The sequence below is a fragment of the Noviherbaspirillum massiliense JC206 genome, assembly GCF_000312045.1.
Taxonomy (GTDB): Bacteria; Pseudomonadota; Gammaproteobacteria; order Burkholderiales; family Burkholderiaceae_D; genus Noviherbaspirillum; species Noviherbaspirillum massiliense.
In genome coordinates, this window is the sequence record NZ_HE978634.1 from 943,055 (window position 1) to 959,959 (window position 16,905).

A 16,905-nucleotide genomic window follows, 5' to 3' on the forward strand; every position below is an offset into this window, starting at 1 on the left:
ACACATGGCAAATACCGCACAAGCGCGCAAGCGTGCTCGTCAAGCAGTCAAGCAAAACGCTCACAATTCCAGCCAGCGTTCGATGCTGCGCACGGCGATCAAGGCTGTCCGCAAGGCCATTGAAGCCGGCGACAAGGCTGCGGCTTCCACAGTGTTCCAATCTTCTGTGTCGACGATCGATCGTATCGCTGACAAGAAAATCATTCACAAGAATAAGGCTGCTCGTCACAAGAGCCGCCTGGCTGCTGCCCTGAAGGCACTGGCCTGATTCTGCATTGCCAGTCCCGCTTGCATGCGGGAAGGTGGTAGTGAAATACAAAGCCCGCATGACCTTAGTCGTGCGGGCTTTTTTCGTCTGATCTTCGCTCTGCGCGTAGCTTTTTTTGCTTACGCGAGTGCCTAGCGTCGGATGGCACGGCTTATTTCGCCTGGGGGAGGCCTCCGATGACGCTGCCGGGCTTGATATTCTTTTGCTGGAACCAACCGGAATTCATTTCAAGGGCATAGCGAATCGGCTTCTTTGCGCAATGCGAGTCAGTAGTCTGCGGCTTCATGTCTTCGATGTTGACGATTTTCCCGGTTTCTTCAATGAAGGCCACGGACAAGGGGATCAGAGTGTTCTTCATCCACATGCAGACCCCCGCAGGCGCATCGAATAGAAACAGCATCCCTTCGTTGGGTCCCATTTTTTCGCGGAACATCAAGCCTTGCTGGCGTTGAGCGGGCGTGACTGCAACTTCAGCCTTGATCACATGCATTCCGGCATTCAGGGAAATTGTCGGAAATCTGACTTCTGATTGGGCGAAGCCGGTCATAGAAGTCATACCAATGATTGCTGCGGCAAGACCGAAGTGGTAACGGAAAAATTTTTTCATCGTCGGAAACGCGAGGCAGTAGTTTGACGGGCGAAGCTGAATAAAGTCGAAACCTCGTTTTTTGTCTGCATATGGGCGACGAACAGACAACGGCACTTCTCAAGTATTAGAACCAAAATAAAAAGGCAGGACAAGCCTGCCTTTTTACTGAAGCGAAGAGCTGATTACTTGGAAGCAGCAGGAGCAGCTTTCTTGGCTTTCTTGACTTTCTTGACTTTCTTGGCTTTCGGTGCGGAAGCAGCCGGAGCGGAAGTGGCGTCAGCCGGAGCGGAAGCAGCAGGAGCAGCGTCAGCGGCGAAAGCGGAAGCGGCAAACAGGCCAGCGATCAGAGCAGCGATCAGTTTTTTCATTTTCGGTCCCTCAAATTGACATGTTGATCAAACGTTGATTCTGACGAATCACTTCCATTAACGCGGCGGTGCATTGCCGGTTGACATGATTTGAGCTGAAATCAATTTTGTGGGGCCGAATCGCGATGTTGGCACTTATAAAAAGTTAATTAATTGCAAAATGACAAAACGTTGAATTGAAAACGTGTGTATGTCCGGAAATTCAGCTCACTCTACTTGATCTTTGTGTAGCGCGATTTTCTCGCGTCACAATTCTGCAGTTGAAATTTCCCTCCATTCGCCTGGCCACAACGGATGTGTGGTTAGTGAAATGTTTCCTATTGCGATTCGGACCAGTCGCAAGGTCGGCAGTCCGACTGCCGCCGTCATCCGCCTGACTTGGCGGTTTTTTCCTTCTAAAAGTGTAATAGCAAGCCAACTTGTCGGTTTATCGAGGCGATAGCGAATTGGTGGATTTCGAGACCAAAGCCAGTCGGGCGCTTGAATCTCTGTTGCCTGGCATGGCTGGGTGACAAAATCCCCGAGGTCAAGGGGGGCTTGGAGCTTCCTCAGAAGAGCGGCACTCGGCTTTCCTTCGACTTGCGCAATATAAGTCTTGGGCTGTTTATGACTCGGGTGGCTGATTTCATGCTGCAGATGGCCTTCATCCGTTAGTAGCAGCAGGCCTTCACTGTCCGCGTCAAGTCGCCCTGCGGGGTAGATGTTGGGAATATCTAGGAAGTCCGCCAAGGTTTTCCTAGTGGGGTGAGGTGAAAACTGGCACATCACTTGAAAGGGCTTGTTAAATAGGATGAGTGCCATAAAGTCAGCTTGGAACAGGAAAGTCGGAAATTGTACTGCCCTGGACTGATTCATTCTGCCGCAAGGGGTCAGCAATTAGACAAGGGTTCGTAAAATTAATGGCATCTAGTAAAATAGTAGTGCATAATACGAAATGCTCTCTTATGTCTTATATAAGACCTGCAGCTTGAATACAAAAAACTTTAAGCGCAGCACTTCTCTTTCTCGCCAATTCCGGAGATCTCGATGTATCAACATATCAAAGTCCCTGCTAACGGAACCAAAATCACGGTTAATTCCGATTTTTCGTTGAATGTTCCGGACACTCCCATCATTCCTTTTATCGAAGGCGATGGTACTGGTGTGGACATCAGCCCAGTCATGATCAGGGTGGTTGATGCTGCAGTGGCAAAGGCCTACGGTGGCAAGCGCAAGATCAGTTGGATGGAAATTTTCGCCGGCGAGAAATCAACAAAGGTCTATGGTCCTGACGTATGGCTGCCGGAAGAAACTCTGCAGGCTTTAAAAGAATACGTAGTTTCCATTAAGGGGCCGCTTACTACGCCAGTCGGCGGTGGCATTCGCTCGCTGAACGTTGCGTTGCGCCAAGAGCTCGACCTGTATGTCTGCCTGCGTCCCGTACGTTACTTCAAGGGCGTGCCATCGCCGGTTCGCGAACCGGAAAAAACCGATATGGTAATTTTCCGCGAAAATTCCGAAGATATTTACGCTGGAATCGAGTGGGCAGAGGGCTCGGACGGTGCCAAGAAATTGATCGACTTCCTGATCAAGGAAATGGGCGTCAAGAAAATCCGCTTCCCGAATACTTCGGGTATCGGCGTCAAGCCGGTGTCCCGCGAAGGTACCGAGCGTTTGGTGCGTAAAGCCATTCAGTACGCAATCGACAATGACAAGCCTTCCGTCACTTTGGTGCACAAAGGCAACATCATGAAGTACACCGAGGGTGGATTCCGTGACTGGGGCTACGCCTTGGCGCAAAAAGAGTTCGGAGCGCAACTGATTGACGGCGGCCCATGGTGCAAATTCAAGAATCCGAAGACTGGCAAGGAAATTACGGTCAAGGATTCAATCGCTGATGCGTTCCTCCAGCAAATTCTGCTGCGCCCGAATGAATACAGTGTCATTGCAACCCTGAATCTGAACGGCGACTACATTTCTGATGCCCTGGCGGCCCAGGTTGGCGGGATTGGTATTGCTCCGGGTGCAAACTTGTCTGACTCGGTTGCGATGTTCGAGGCAACTCATGGCACTGCACCGAAATATGCCGGGAAGGACTACGTCAACCCGGGCTCGGTGATTCTATCTGCCGAAATGATGCTGCGGCACATGGGTTGGACGGAAGCGGCCGATCTGATCATCAGCTCAATGGAAAAATCGATTCTCTCGAAGAAGGTAACCTACGACTTCGCGCGCTTGATGGAGGGCGCAACGCAAGTGTCATGTTCTGGTTTTGGCGAAGTCATGATTCAGAACATGTAAGTATTTGTTCAGCATAGTCGTACCAAACAAGGCCGGATCTTCCGGCCTTGTTTGCTAATGAGTTCAGAAGAATGAATTAAAAGCGGCATTCTTCGAAGAAGTTGCAACGAGCGGCATATAAGCTGACCAATTATTATTGCTGGAAAACAAATATCACGAACTTAAGGTTCAACTCCTGCCTAATTATTCAAGGGCGAAAAAAAACCCCGCATGGGCGGGGCTTTGTTCCTCGTGCTAAATTAACTTAGCTCGATTACGGTGTCTGAATATTGGAAGCTTGCTTGCCTTTCGGGCCTTGCGTTACTTCGAACGACACTTTTTGACCTTCTTTGAGAGTCTTGAAGCCGTTCATTTGGATTGCGGAAAAGTGAGCGAACAAATCTTCACCGCCGTCATCCGGAGTAATAAATCCAAAGCCTTTGGAGTCGTTGAACCACTTGACGGTACCTGTTGCCATAAAAGCGTCTTTCAAAGAATAACAATCACACGAGCCGTATAAGCAAGAAGCCTCGCGTAACGCTGCCCCCTCCTAAAAACTGCTCACTTCTTATTGACAAATAGGCAATCCTAATTGTCAATGAGTACATTGTTCCTGCAAAAATTATAAAAGTCAAGGCGCTTCCAAGCGCGGATTTGAGATTGTGCAAGGTATTTGCATAAAGAGATACCTTGATTTACGCTGCTTAAGCATCATCTGCGAACTAAATAGAAAGCGCGTAATATAAATAACGTAGGTGAAAGTCAAGTGTCTTTTACTTTCCGTGACGCGCCCAAGTTGAACGTATCGAAATTGAAGAATGGCAACCAAGCATGACAACAATACGGTATTAGAGAGGCAGGAGCAGAAACTTAAGCCTCCGCCAATGTACCAAGTATTATTGTTGAATGATGACTACACTCCCATGGAGTTTGTCGTCACGATCATTCAGGAATATTTCAACAAGGACCGAGAAACTGCGACGCAGATCATGCTCAAAGTTCATCGTGATGGAAAAGGTATGTGCGGCGTCTATCCAAAGGATATAGCGTCGACTAAAGTGGAATTGGTTTTAACGCACGCAAGAAAGGCAGGGCATCCCCTGCAATGCGTGATGGAGGAAGCATGATTGCGCAGGAACTGGAAGTTAGTTTGCACATGGCGTTTGTCGAAGCCCGGCAAGCACGTCATGAATTCATCACTGTCGAGCATTTGCTGCTCGCGCTGCTTGACAACCCGTCTGCAGCAGAAGTGCTGCGCGCATGCGCAGTTAATATAGAGGATCTGCGCAAGACGCTGACCAATTTCATCAACGACAATACGCCGACCGTGCCGGGTACAAGCGAGGTCGACACCCAGCCTACGCTTGGTTTTCAGCGTGTGATTCAACGCGCGATCATGCACGTGCAGTCAGCGTCGAATGGCAAGAAGGAAGTAACCGGCGCTAATGTCTTGGTCGCGATTTTTGGCGAAAAGGATTCGCACGCTGTTTACTACCTGCACCAGCAGGGGGTGACCAGGCTGGACGTAGTCAATTTCATCTCGCATGGCGTGCGCAAGGATCAACAAATCGATCCCCAGAAGGCGCCCGAAGGCGCAGAAGATGCACAGGCCGATGGCCAGCAGAAGGAAAGCCCGCTCGACCAGTTTACGCAGAATCTCAACAAGCTGGCTGCGGAAGGGCGGATCGATCCACTTATCGGACGCGAGTCGGAAGTCGAGAGAGTCATTCAAACGTTGTGCCGTCGACGCAAGAACAATCCCTTGCTCGTGGGCGAGGCCGGTGTCGGCAAAACTGCGATCGCAGAAGGCTTGGCCTGGCGTGTGACGCAAGGCGATGTGCCGGAAGTCTTGCAGAATGCGATTGTCTACTCGCTTGACATGGGGGCGCTGCTGGCAGGCACCAAGTACCGCGGCGATTTCGAGCAGCGCCTGAAGGCCGTGCTCAAGCAATTGAAGGATGCGCCGAACGCGATACTCTTTATCGACGAGATTCATACGATCATCGGTGCTGGCTCGGCGTCCGGCGGAACTCTCGATGCATCCAATCTGCTGAAGCCGGCTTTGTCCAGTGGTCAGCTGAAATGCATTGGCGCAACCACTTATACCGAGTTCCGTGGTGTGTTCGAGAAAGACCATGCCTTGTCGCGCCGCTTCCAGAAGATCGATGTCAACGAACCGACGGTCGAGCAGACAGTGCAGATCCTGCGCGGGCTGAAGTCGCGCTTCGAAGAGCATCATGGCGTCAAGTATTCTGCGTCGGCCCTTACCTCTGCCGCGGAACTGGCGGCACGGTTCATCAATGACCGCCATTTGCCAGACAAGGCCATTGACGTCATCGATGAGGCCGGCGCAGCGCAGCGGATACTGCCAAAGTCGAAGCAGAAAAAGACGATCGGCAAATCCGAAATCGAGGACATCATTTCCAAGATTGCCCGGATTCCTCCGCAGTCGGTCAACCAGGATGACCGCAGTAAGCTGCAGACTATTGAACGCGACCTGAAGAACGTGGTGTTTGGTCAGGATCCGGCAATCGAAGCGCTGTCGTCTGCTATCAAGATGGCTCGTGCCGGCTTGGGCAAGACGGACAAACCAATTGGTGCTTTCCTGTTCTCTGGTCCGACCGGCGTCGGCAAGACCGAAGTCGCGAAGCAGTTGGCCTTCATTCTCGGTATCGAGCTGATTCGATTCGATATGTCCGAGTACATGGAGCGCCATGCGGTAAGTCGCCTGATCGGCGCGCCGCCGGGATATGTCGGATTCGATCAGGGTGGGCTGTTGACCGAAGCGATTACCAAGAAGCCGCATGCAGTGCTGCTGCTTGATGAAATCGAAAAGGCGCATCCGGATATTTTCAATATCCTGCTGCAGGTGATGGACCATGGCACGCTGACTGATAACAATGGCCGCAAGACGGACTTCCGCAATGTCATCATCATCATGACGACCAACGCGGGAGCGGAAAGCCTGCAGAAGCGCTCGATCGGCTTTACGGACAAGAAGGAGGCCGGCGACGAGATGGCGGATATCAAGCGCATGTTCACGCCGGAATTCCGTAATCGCCTGGACTCGATCATCAGCTTCCGTGCGCTGGATGAAGAAATTATCCTGCGCGTGGTTGACAAGTTCCTGATGCAGCTCGAAGAGCAACTGCACGAGAAGAAGGTGGAAGCTATCTTCACCGACAACTTGCGCAAGTTCCTCGGCAGAAAAGGCTTTGATCCGCTGATGGGCGCACGTCCAATGGCGCGTCTGATCCAGGACATGATTCGCAAGGCGCTGGCAGATGAACTTCTGTTCGGTAAGCTCGTCTCGGGCGGACGCGTGACGGTGGACCTGGATGAAAATGAGCAGATCAAGCTGGACTTTGCGGAAGGGGACCCTATGCCTCCTGCGACCCCGGAAGAAACCCTGGAAGTCGAATAAGCAATCTTGATTCAGCAAGCCCGAACTGACGAAAGTCGTTCGGGCTTTTTTTATTGCAGCTCGATTGGCAGATTCAGCTGGCGCCCGAATTGCGCAGCGCTTCCGCACATTCCCGGACCAGCGCAGGCCCGCGATAAATCAAGCCCGTATAAAGCTGCACCAGCGAAGCGCCGGTTTCCATCTTCACCCGGGCGTCCTTGCCGGAGCAAATGCCGCCTACACCAATGATCGGCAATGCATCGCCCAGTTCTGACCTTAATCCCCGAATCACTTTGTTGGATGGCTCGAAGTCCGGTGCCCCTGAGAGGCCGCCTGCTTCTTCCGCATGCGGCAATGACTTGACTGCATCGCGGCTGACCGTGGTATTGGTGGCGATCACCGCATCCATCCGGTGCTGAAGAAGCGCGCCAGCAATGACTTTGATTTGTTCGTCGTTGATGTCCGGGGCAATTTTCAGGGCAATAGGCACGTACCGTTTGTGCTTGTCGGTCAGGCGTTGCTGCGCATCCTTAAGGTCGGACAACAAGGCATCTAGCTCGGATGCACCCTGCAACTGCCTCAGGTTTTTCGTATTAGGCGAGGAAATGTTGACGGTGACGTAGCTTGCGTACGGATACACCTTCTCCAGGCAATGCAGATAATCATCGGCTGCCCGCTCGATTGGCGTACTCGCGTTTTTGCCAATGTTAAGGCCAAGTACACCTTTCTTGTCCTGATAGAACTGCGATGCCTGCACGTTGGCGACAAAGGCATCGACACCACCATTGTTGAAGCCCATGCGGTTGATGATGGCATTGGCTTCGGGCAAGCGGAACATGCGGGGCCGCGGGTTGCCGGCTTGGGCATGCGGCGTGACAGTTCCAACTTCAATGAATCCGAATCCAAGCGCTGCCAAGCCATCAATATAGGCGCCATCCTTGTCGAGACCTGCCGCCAGTCCGACCGGATTGGGAAATCGTATGCCCATAACCGTGCGCGGATCAGGGCGGGGCTGAGCAATTCCTTTGGTAAGGCCAAGCGCTGCAGCACGCTGCAAGGATGACAGGGTCAGATTATGGGCTGTTTCAGGGTCGAGCGAGAACAGCAGCGGACGGGCAAGCGCATACAGGAATTTGTCAGACATAGAAGACCAGAGGGAAGCATTGCAGGCGGGTGCGAACGTTCTTGCCTGCCAAAAAGCTGCCATTTTACTCTGGCACCTAGGGGAAAGCGCCGATCGTGAGCGGGATCAATGCCATTCTTCCCACTTGCCATGCCGGAGGGCCTCAAGCGGTTTGAAATTGGTCTTGTACGCCATCTTCGGACTGTTCTGTATCCAGTACCCCAGATAGACGTAAGGCATGTGCAAGCGTCTGGCTTGCTCGACCTGCCACAGAACATTGTATGTGCCGTATGAGGCACCTTTTACATCAGGATCGTAAAAGGTATAAACCGAAGACAAGCCGTCATCCAGGACATCAATGATGCTTACCATGCGCAGAATGCCGTCGGGATCGCGAAATTCAACCAGGCGCGTATTGACTTTGCTTTGCAACAGGAATTGCGCGTATTGATCGCGGCTGTCCTGGTCCATGCCGCCGCCGGCATGGCGCACTGCCTGATAGCGCAGGTAGAGGTCGTAGTGTTCCGCGACGTAGGATAAGGATGTAATCGAGGTTACGAATTCCTGGTGCCTGATCCAGGCGCGGCGCTGGCTCCGGTTGGGGGAGAAAGCATCGACCCTGATGCGAACCGGAATGCAGGCCTGACATCCGTCGCAGTAGGGGCGATAAGTAAAAATGCCGCTGCGCCGGAAGCCATTCTTGACCAGTTCGGAGTACACATCCGCATTGATCAGATGGGAAGGCGTTGCAACTTGAGAACGGGCTTGGCGATCCGGGAGATAACTGCATGGATACGGCGCGGTTGCGTAAAACTGCAGCGCGGCGAAGGGCAGTTCTTTGAGATGCGTCATCGGGAGCTTACCTGGGGAGGATGCTGACAGTATTAATTTACACCGTTGACCTGCAAGGCGATAAGCGTTTTTGTCACCCGTTTAAAATAATTCAAGGGGCCGCCATGTTTCGATCTGCGGCTCGCGGATAGCCTTTTGCAGGTGGCTGATAAATTCACTTCTTGGTATAGGGGCAGCGCCGAGAGACGCCAGGTGAGACGTTTCTTGTTGGCAGTCAATCATGAGCACCTCGTGCTTCTTCAAGAAATGGACGAGAAAGGCCAAAGCAATTTTGGAGCCATCGCTCACGCGCGCAAACATTGATTCACCATAGAACATGCGGCCAATGCTGACGCCGTAGGCTCCCCCGACCAGTTTCCCTTCCAGCCACAACTCGGACGAGTGGGCAAATCCGGCGCGATGCAAGGCCGAATAGCCCTCGATGATTTCATCGGAGATCCAGGTGCCGGCACCTTCCTTGCGCGGTGCAGCGCAGGCGCGCATCACCTCCTCGAAAGCCGTATCAAACCGAACCTGCCAAGGTCCATCCGAAGCCATGCTTCGATGCACCTTTTTCAAGCTCTTCCGCAGGCTGTCCGAGATCTTGAAGTCAGCCGTATAAAGCACCATGCGCGGATCGGTGCTCCACCACAGAATCGGTTGGCCTAAGGAGAACCATGGAAAGATACCGTGCCGATAGGCATCCAGCAGGCGTTGTGGCGACAGATCACCTCCTGCCGCCAGCAAGCCGGCGGCGCCATCCTCTTCCGTCAAGGCAGTCGAAACCTCTGGAAAAGGCGTGTGCTTGCCCAGCCAAGGAATCATCGCATCTCCCAAATTGGAACAGGCAGTTGCCCCGTTCTTGTGCACTCACTGAAAACCACTAAAGGTCTCAAAAAGATATTGTTTGAAATCATGAGGTTGCTGAGATGCACTAAATCGGAACAGTTATTGCTTAAGTGAAGCGTTTTCGCGGCGCTGTGCACATTTATAGGGAGAATTTTGCTATGGAAGCGGTTAAAAGTGGCATCGACGCCTTGTTTGTCTTGCTCGGCGCCATTTTGATCTTGGCGATGCACGCTGGTTTCGCATTTCTTGAACTTGGCACCGTGCGCAAAAAGAATCAGGTCAACGCTCTGGTCAAGATCTTAGTCGATTTTGCGATATCTACGATCGCCTACTTTTTCGTCGGTTACGGCATCGCGTACGGCGTCCACTTTTTTGCCGATGCCGGTACGCTGGCCGCGAAGAACGGTTTCGAACTCGTAAAGTTTTTCTTCCTGCTTACCTTTGCCGCCGCAATTCCCGCGATTATTTCAGGAGGTATTGCGGAGCGCGCAAAGTTTTATCCGCAACTGATGGCGACTGCACTATTGGTTGGCCTGGTCTATCCCTTCTTCGAGGGCATTGCATGGAATCACAGGCTTGGTATCCAGTCCTGGCTCACATCGGTATTTGGCGAGCCCTTCCACGATTTTGCCGGCTCGGTGGTCGTGCATGCCGTTGGCGGGTGGGCTGCGCTGCCAGCGGTGCTCCTGCTGGGCGCGCGCCGCGGCCGCTATACCAAGGATGGCGCTATTGCAGCACACCCGCCTTCGAATATTCCATTTCTTGCGCTCGGTGCCTGGATATTAACGGTAGGCTGGTTCGGCTTTAACGTGATGAGTGCACAAACACTGGAAAAGATGAACGGCCTGGTGGCACTCAATTCATTGATGGCCATGGTGGGCGGTACCTTGATCGCGCTCCTGCTCGGAAAGAACGACCCGGGATTTGCCTACAACGGACCGCTGGCCGGTTTGGTGGCAGTATGCGCTGGTTCCGATCTGATGCATCCATTGGGAGCCCTGTGGACGGGGGCGATTGCCGGTGCGATTTTCGTCTGGATGTTCACGCTCACCCAAAACAAATGGAAAATCGACGATGTGCTTGGAGTGTGGCCACTGCATGGACTCTGCGGTACATGGGGAGGTATCGCTGCCGGCATCTTTGGTCAGAAAGCCTTGGGCGGAATAGGTGGAGTATCCATCATGTCGCAGCTCATCGGCACCTTCATTGGAGTTTTCATTGCGTTCACCGCCGGCTTCGCCATTTATGGGCTTCTCAAGAAAACGGTCGGAATCCGCCTCGATCCCGAGCAGGAATTCGACGGCGCTGATTTATCGATTCACAGGATCAGCGCCACGGCAGAGCGCGAAACCAGTTGGTAATGTGACTCAGTGCCGGACCTTCCATCTCCCGGTGCTATTGCACAAGAAGGCCTGAGAGAGCGGCCGGCTGATATTCCGCGGTAGCTCACATACTGGAGCATCAGGCGAGATGTTGAAGATTACGCGGCGAAGAATTCCGCTTTATTCGGGTCGCAGCATCGGCTTCAGGATATCCCGTGAGTGGAAAGCATAGGTTCCGCCTTCCTTGAGCTTCGCCCGATCGGAAAAGAAAAATTTCAGTGTGTGTGCCACTGTCGGAAAGGCAATATCGTTCCACGGAATTTCCGACTCCGAAAAAAGCTTTACCTCGAGGCTCTCGATGCCCGCTTCATAGTCGAGATCAAGCAATGTTGCGCGATAAAACATGTGGACCTGATGTACATGGGGGACATTGAGCAGAGAAAATAACTCATGCAATTCGACGCGTGCGCCTGCTTCTTCCAGTGTTTCGCGTCGCGCGGCCTCCGATGTCGTTTCATTGTTTTCCATGAAGCCCGCAGGCAATGTCCAGTAACCGCGGCGAGGTTCGATGGCGCGTTTGCACAGCAGGATGCGCACATCGCCATCTTCTTCCCAGGCCGGAATCGAGCCGATCACCATCTTCGGATTTTGATAATGGATCGTGCCGCAGTGGTTGCAAACATAGCGCGGACGATTGTCGTCCGGCGGCACCTGCAGCGACACGGGATGCGCGCATTCTGAACAAAATTTCATGACAAGGGAATCAGGAAATGGGTTGAACGCTGAAAGTCGACTATGGACAGCCGCGGTGCATTGCGTGTCCTACTTGTACTGTTGCATTGAAAAGCACAGCACGAAGTGTAACACCTCGCTTCCAAAGAGCGATTGCGTTATCTGCCGAATCTGTATATACTTCATTTCTTCAGACGCGGGGTGGAGCAGTCTGGCAGCTCGTCGGGCTCATAACCCGAAGGTCGCAGGTTCAAATCCTGCCCCCGCAACCAAAAGCCTTAAGTCTTTACAATTCCCGCCCAACAGTACACCTCCTCTAAATTCGGGCGCAGGAAAGTAGCATCAACGGATTCTCTGATCAGGCGGCATCGCCGATGCATGCCATAGGCATAAATTCTGCAAACTGTTTGCTAAACAATCCGCATAAAAAAACTGCACATGAATACTGTTGAGGCCAAGAAAGTCCTCGAAACTGCATTGCTATGCACGCACGAGCCCTTGTCAATCAACGACATGAAGAAGCTCTACGCGGAGAATGGCGAAGATAACGAAGAAATAGGCGCTGACACCATCAAGCTTCTGCTCGAAGAATTGCGCAACGACTGGGCGGATAAAGGTATCGAGATCGTCAGTCTTTCCACTGGCTGGCGCTTCCAAAGCCGGCCGGAGATGAAGAAATACCTCGAGCGGCTCAATCCGGAAAAACCGCCGAAATATTCGCGCGCGACTCTTGAAACCTTGGCGATCATCGCTTACCGGCAGCCGGTGACGCGCGGTGACATCGAGGAAATCCGTGGTGTGACGGTGAACTCCCAAACCATCAAGATGCTCGAAGACAGAGGCTGGATTGAGGCGATAGGCCACCGCGATGTGCCGGGCCGTCCGGCATTGTTTGCGACCACGAAGCAGTTTCTGGACGACTTGGGACTGACTTCACTGGACCAGTTGCCGCCTCTGCAAGAAATCTCGAAGGAACACATTCAAGGCGGCAATCTCCCTGAAATGCAAGCCCTGCAGGATGAGATGCAGGCCAAGCTCGATCAGGCTGCAATGAACTTTGCGGCTGATCCCGGCTCAACATCGACAGATGATGCTGGCCATGCCGAAATCATCGCGGAAGCGGTTGCGGAAGCGCCGGAAGCCGGCATCCTGCAGGATGCCTCTCCGGATGCTTCGATCGCCGAATCCGAAGTCCCTTCTTCCGACCCCGCGCCCGAAATGACAAGCGATGCTGCGCGCGGTCAGCAAAATCAAGAGTCCAATAATGAATTTACCGATCCAAAATGATGCGGCGACGGATGTGCTGGTACCGCCTTCGACAGCATCGGATAACAATGAATTGCAATCGGCTGACAACAGCGTGAAGGAAACATTTGCGCCTGCCGGCAGCACGGAAGAAAACAATGCGAAGCCGACAGCGAAGCGGGGCGTACGCAGTCCTCGCAACCTCCGGCGCTCGCGTGCCATGCGCTTGAACGAGGCTGAAGCCGGTGCCGCAACTACCGATGCGCATGCCAGCGGCAAGGGTGAGCCAGGGAATTCGGCTGCTGAGGCCAATGACGCCGCGTCCGGGGATAAGGGCCGGGCCGAGCGCAACGCGCACAAGAAGGACAACCGGTCGAAGGGCCGCGGAGCGCAGAAAGGCGGGGGCAAGCCAGTCGCATCGAAAGGCCAGCAGCCCCGCTCGAAGAGTACACAGGCGGACGACGTGTTCTCCTATGTCATTTCCGATGCCTTCGATCGTCAGGCCGCTGATGAAAGATCTGACGGATCCGGGCGCAATGGCCTTGCCAAAAATGTCCGGCGCGACCTGACTGCCGAAGACGATGCGCCAAAGCTGCACAAGGTCCTGGCGGACGCCGGCCTAGGCTCGCGCCGCGACATGGAAGAATTGATCATTGCCGGCCGGGTATCGGTCAACGGCGAACCGGCCCATATCGGGCAACGCATCCTGGCGACCGACCAGGTGCGCATCAATGGCAAGCTGATCCAGCGCAAAGTGGCCAAGCGGCCGCCGCGCGTGCTGGTATATCACAAGCCTGCCGGCGAAATCGTCAGCCATAACGATCCGGAAGGGCGTCCCTCGGTCTTCGACCGCTTGCCCAGCATGAAGTCGGCAAAATGGCTGGCGGTCGGTCGCCTTGACTTCAACACCGAGGGTCTGCTGCTGTTTACTACCTCGGGCGATCTCGCAAACCGGCTGATGCACCCGCGCTACAACATAGAGCGTGAATACGCGGTGCGTACCCTGGGCGAGCTGGAAGAGGGCATGCGCCAGAAACTGCTGAGCGGGGTCGAGCTTGAAGACGGCACAGCGCAGTTTTCAAGAGTCGCTGATGGCGGAGGTGAAGGCGTCAACCGCTGGTACCGTGTCACCATCGGCGAAGGCCGGAATCGCGAAGTTCGCCGCATGTTCGAGGCAGTGGGATTGACGGTGTCGCGCCTGATTCGTACGCGCTACGGTGCGCTTACATTGCCTCGCGGCTTGAAGCGCGGGCGCTGGGAAGAGCTGGATGAGCATGCAGTACGCGAACTGATGAGCCTGAGCGGGTTGGGCAAGGCTGGCGGTGAAGGCTCAACGTCCAAGCCGCGCGGTTCGGGCCAGGCCAATCAGGGTCAGAAGCGTGGCCCGGGCGGGGCACGTGCCCAGAATCAGGGTCAGCGTAGCCGCCAGCCGGATCCGCTGCAGACTGCGCTTGGTTTTCCGGGGATGGGCGAGCCGCGACGCGGTGCCGCAAATGGCCGCGGTGCGGGGAACATGTCGCGGTTTCAGCCGGGTGCGGGAAACGGCGGCATGCCTCGCCGTCGATCGCGCGGCTAAGCAGCTACAGCGGACGGGCCGGCGGAACAAAATTGCCCGGAATCGGCGGATGGCCGCGTCTGTTTGCCATTCCGAGCATTGCGGCGCACCAAAAAATTATTTATAATTAGATAGTTAACAGTAATCGCCGCAGAGGAGCGCCTTCAAAGACAGGCGGGAAGACGGCGGAAATAAAAAAGATGGGCGGTTGCCCATTTTTTTTTTTGTTGATCAATTGGTTTGCTCGGTCGGCCGTTTTTGCTGGCTTGGTTTCATGCGGAGAAGAGTTGTGCGGCTGGCGGAATTAATTGAAAAAACTGTGACGGGCATGGGGTACGAGCTGGTTGATTTTGAACAGGCGCCCCGCGGACTGTTGCGCGTATATATTGATCTTGCGCCGGAAAACGCAGGCGATGCGCAGGTGACAGTGGAGGACTGCGAAAAGGTCAGCCGCCAGCTGACCCACGTGCTGACTGTCGAGGATGCGGATTATGAACGGCTTGAAGTTTCTTCGCCGGGATTGGACCGGCCGCTGAAGAAGCTGGCGGATTATGTGCGTTTCGCCGGCCAGGAGGTGATGGTGAAGCTGCGCCTGCCGATGGCGGGGGCTGGAAACCGCAAGAATTTTCAGGGCGTATTGCATGAGCCTGAAGGCGATACGCTGAAATTGGAATTTGAAGGCAATGAAGGGCCGGCGATGCTGGAATTTACGCTCGCCGATGTGGACAAGGCACGCTTGGTGCCGAAAGTGGACTTTAGGAGTCGCAAAGCATGAGTCGCGAAGTATTGTTGTTGGTCGATGCGCTGGCACGTGAGAAAAACGTCGACAAGGAGATCGTCTTCGGAGCGCTCGAACATGCGCTTGCGCAAGCGACCAAGAAGCGCTATGACGGCGATGTGGATATTCGCGTCTCGATTGATCGTGAAAATGGCGAATTCGAATCGTTCCGCCGCTGGCACGTGGTGCCGGATGAGGCTGGACTGCAGCAGCCGGACCAGGAAGTCCTGCTGTTCGAGGCTAGGGAGCAGATTCCCGATATCGAAGTCGACGACTATATCGAAGAGCCGATCGAGTCGGTTGATTTCGGGCGCCGCTTTGCGCAGGACACCAAGCAGGTTGTGCTGCAGCGTATCCGCGATGCAGAACGCGAGCAGATCCTGCAGGATTTTCTGGCGCGCGGCGATGCGCTGGTCACCGGCACCATCAAGCGCATGGAGCGCGGCGATGCCATCGTCGAGTCGGGCAAGATCGAGGCGCGACTGCCGCGCGACCAGATGATTCCAAAGGAGAACCTGCGCGTCGGCGATCGCGTCCGTGCCTATATCCTGCGTATCGACCGCAATGCGCGCGGGCCGCAAGTCATCCTGTCGCGTACCGCGCCGGAATTCATCATGAAGCTGTTCGAGCTGGAAGTGCCCGAGATCGAACAGGGATTGCTGCTGATTAAATCGGCGGCGCGCGATCCCGGCATTCGCGCCAAGATTGCCGTGTACACGAACGACAAGCGCATCGACCCGATCGGTACCTGCGTCGGCATGCGCGGCTCGCGCGTGCAGGCAGTGACCGGCGAATTGGGCGGCGAGCGGGTCGACATCGTGCTGTGGTCGGAAGATCCGGCACAGTTCGTGATCGGCGCCCTGGCGCCAGCCAACGTATCTTCGATCGTTGTGGATGAGGAAAAGCATGCGATGGATGTGGTCGTCGACGAGGAGAACCTCGCGATCGCCATCGGCCGCGGAGGTCAGAACGTGCGCCTCGCATCCGAGTTGACTGGCTGGCAGATCAACATCATGACGGCCGAAGAATCCGCGGACAAGTCGGCCGCCGAAACGGCAGCGATCCGTTCACTGTTCATGGAGCGGCTCGACGTGGACCAGGAAGTCGCCGACATCCTGGTGGAAGAAGGTTTCACCAGCCTGGAAGAGATTGCTTACGTGCCGATCAATGAAATGCTGGAGATCGAGGCATTCGACGAGGATACAGTCAATGAGTTGCGCAGCCGCGCCCGCGACGCACTGGTGACCGAGGCGATTGCATCGGAAGAAGGCCTTGACGGCATGCAGGACGAGCTTGTGAATCTCGACGGCATGGACCGCATAACCGCTGGCAAGGTGGGACTGGCAGGGGTCAAGACAGTCGATGCATTTGCTGGCATGGCCTATGACGAATTCGGTGCAGTTCTGGCGCTGCCGATTGAACGTGCGCGCCAGTTGATTGAAAATGGATTCAAGGATGTGACCGACGATGAGATGAGACTCATCGATGCCAAATACGATGATCGCGCCAGGAGCCTGCAGGCGAAGGCGCGGGAGTTGGTCGAAGCCAAGTAAGGCTCCGCACCCAAATTATTACCGGCCGTG

At 54.5% G+C, this 16,905-nt stretch carries 17 protein-coding genes and 1 tRNA gene; 10 read left to right on the forward strand and 8 right to left on the reverse strand.

Going from position 1 to position 16,905, the window contains the following annotated elements:
* Positions 1 to 4 precede the first annotated feature (4 nt).
* Positions 5 to 268: a 30S ribosomal protein S20 gene (gene rpsT, locus HGHM_RS04785; protein WP_019140373.1), complete on the forward strand. Its 264-nt coding sequence runs from the start codon at positions 5 to 7 to the stop codon at positions 266 to 268.
* A 151-nt stretch (positions 269 to 419) separates the two neighbouring features.
* Here the strand turns inward: rpsT and HGHM_RS04790 are convergent, their stop codons facing one another.
* The 3 genes from HGHM_RS04790 to HGHM_RS04800 all read right to left on the reverse strand — a co-directional run bounded on the left by HGHM_RS04790 (position 420) and on the right by HGHM_RS04800 (position 2,026).
* The gene (locus HGHM_RS04790; RefSeq protein ID WP_245549238.1) at positions 420 to 824 is read right to left on the reverse strand and encodes a DUF192 domain-containing protein; all 405 of its coding nucleotides are present in this window, start codon (positions 822 to 824) and stop codon (positions 420 to 422) included.
* Between the two features lie 215 nt (positions 825 to 1,039).
* Entirely contained in the window at positions 1,040 to 1,225 is a 186-nt protein-coding gene (locus HGHM_RS04795) for a hypothetical protein (RefSeq protein ID WP_019140375.1), read from the reverse strand.
* Between the two features lie 246 nt (positions 1,226 to 1,471).
* Positions 1,472 to 2,026 carry a pseudouridine synthase gene (locus tag HGHM_RS04800; RefSeq protein ID WP_026075707.1) on the reverse strand — a complete coding sequence of 185 codons (555 nt, stop codon included), beginning with the start codon at positions 2,024 to 2,026 and terminating at the stop codon, positions 1,472 to 1,474.
* A gap of 225 nt (positions 2,027 to 2,251) precedes the next feature.
* Between HGHM_RS04800 and icd the strand changes: the two genes are divergently transcribed.
* Positions 2,252 to 3,505: an NADP-dependent isocitrate dehydrogenase gene (icd, locus tag HGHM_RS04805; protein ID WP_019140377.1), complete on the forward strand. Its 1,254-nt coding sequence runs from the start codon at positions 2,252 to 2,254 to the stop codon at positions 3,503 to 3,505.
* Between the two features lie 253 nt (positions 3,506 to 3,758).
* On the opposite strand, the gene HGHM_RS04810 is transcribed toward icd, so the two are convergent.
* Positions 3,759 to 3,962 (reverse strand): cold-shock protein, encoded by a 204-nt coding sequence (locus tag HGHM_RS04810; protein WP_019140378.1) that lies wholly within the window; start codon positions 3,960 to 3,962, stop codon positions 3,759 to 3,761.
* 340 nt (positions 3,963 to 4,302) lie between these two features.
* Here HGHM_RS04810 and clpS point away from each other — a divergent pair, with 340 nt between their 5' ends.
* Both clpS and clpA read left to right on the forward strand, forming a co-directional pair.
* A complete protein-coding gene (gene clpS / locus HGHM_RS04815) occupies positions 4,303 to 4,611 on the forward strand; it encodes an ATP-dependent Clp protease adapter ClpS (protein ID WP_019140379.1) in 309 nt (102 codons plus the stop codon).
* Positions 4,608 to 6,908 carry an ATP-dependent Clp protease ATP-binding subunit ClpA gene (gene clpA / locus HGHM_RS04820; protein ID WP_019140380.1) on the forward strand — a complete coding sequence of 767 codons (2,301 nt, stop codon included), beginning with the start codon at positions 4,608 to 4,610 and terminating at the stop codon, positions 6,906 to 6,908. Before clpS ends, clpA begins: the two co-directional genes overlap by 4 nt.
* A 73-nt stretch (positions 6,909 to 6,981) precedes the next feature.
* On the opposite strand, the gene HGHM_RS04825 is transcribed toward clpA, so the two are convergent.
* From HGHM_RS04825 to aat, 3 genes are all read right to left on the reverse strand, one after another.
* Complete coding sequence (locus HGHM_RS04825; protein ID WP_019140381.1) at positions 6,982 to 8,031, reverse strand: quinone-dependent dihydroorotate dehydrogenase; 1,050 nt, start codon at positions 8,029 to 8,031, stop codon at positions 6,982 to 6,984.
* Positions 8,032 to 8,136: 105 nt separating this feature from the next.
* Positions 8,137 to 8,862 (reverse strand): arginyltransferase, encoded by a 726-nt coding sequence (locus HGHM_RS04830; protein ID WP_019140382.1) that lies wholly within the window; start codon positions 8,860 to 8,862, stop codon positions 8,137 to 8,139.
* An 81-nt stretch (positions 8,863 to 8,943) separates the two neighbouring features.
* Entirely contained in the window at positions 8,944 to 9,666 is a 723-nt protein-coding gene (aat, locus tag HGHM_RS04835) for a leucyl/phenylalanyl-tRNA--protein transferase (protein WP_019140383.1), read from the reverse strand.
* 182 nt (positions 9,667 to 9,848) lie between these two features.
* Between aat and HGHM_RS04840 the strand changes: the two genes are divergently transcribed.
* Entirely contained in the window at positions 9,849 to 11,051 is a 1,203-nt protein-coding gene (locus tag HGHM_RS04840; protein WP_019140384.1) for an ammonium transporter, read from the forward strand.
* Positions 11,052 to 11,192: 141 nt separating this feature from the next.
* Here the strand turns inward: HGHM_RS04840 and HGHM_RS04845 are convergent, their stop codons facing one another.
* Positions 11,193 to 11,765 (reverse strand): NUDIX hydrolase, encoded by a 573-nt coding sequence (locus HGHM_RS04845; RefSeq protein WP_026075708.1) that lies wholly within the window; start codon positions 11,763 to 11,765, stop codon positions 11,193 to 11,195.
* Between the two features lie 174 nt (positions 11,766 to 11,939).
* Between HGHM_RS04845 and HGHM_RS04850 the strand changes: the two genes are divergently transcribed.
* The 5 genes from HGHM_RS04850 to nusA all read left to right on the forward strand — a co-directional run bounded on the left by HGHM_RS04850 (position 11,940) and on the right by nusA (position 16,875).
* Positions 11,940 to 12,016: transfer RNA gene (locus HGHM_RS04850), tRNA-Met, on the forward strand.
* Between the two features lie 166 nt (positions 12,017 to 12,182).
* Positions 12,183 to 13,031 carry an SMC-Scp complex subunit ScpB gene (scpB, locus tag HGHM_RS04855; protein WP_019140386.1) on the forward strand — a complete coding sequence of 283 codons (849 nt, stop codon included), beginning with the start codon at positions 12,183 to 12,185 and terminating at the stop codon, positions 13,029 to 13,031.
* Positions 13,009 to 14,565, forward strand: coding sequence for a 23S rRNA pseudouridine(2605) synthase RluB (rluB, locus tag HGHM_RS04860; protein ID WP_019140387.1), 1,557 nt, complete (start codon positions 13,009 to 13,011; stop codon positions 14,563 to 14,565). The genes scpB and rluB overlap by 23 nt, the downstream gene beginning before the upstream one ends.
* A 268-nt stretch (positions 14,566 to 14,833) precedes the next feature.
* Positions 14,834 to 15,319, forward strand: coding sequence for a ribosome maturation factor RimP (rimP, locus tag HGHM_RS04865; RefSeq protein ID WP_026075709.1), 486 nt, complete (start codon positions 14,834 to 14,836; stop codon positions 15,317 to 15,319).
* Positions 15,316 to 16,875 (forward strand): transcription termination factor NusA, encoded by a 1,560-nt coding sequence (nusA, locus tag HGHM_RS04870; protein ID WP_019140389.1) that lies wholly within the window; start codon positions 15,316 to 15,318, stop codon positions 16,873 to 16,875. The genes rimP and nusA overlap by 4 nt, the downstream gene beginning before the upstream one ends.
* Positions 16,876 to 16,905 lie beyond the last annotated feature (30 nt).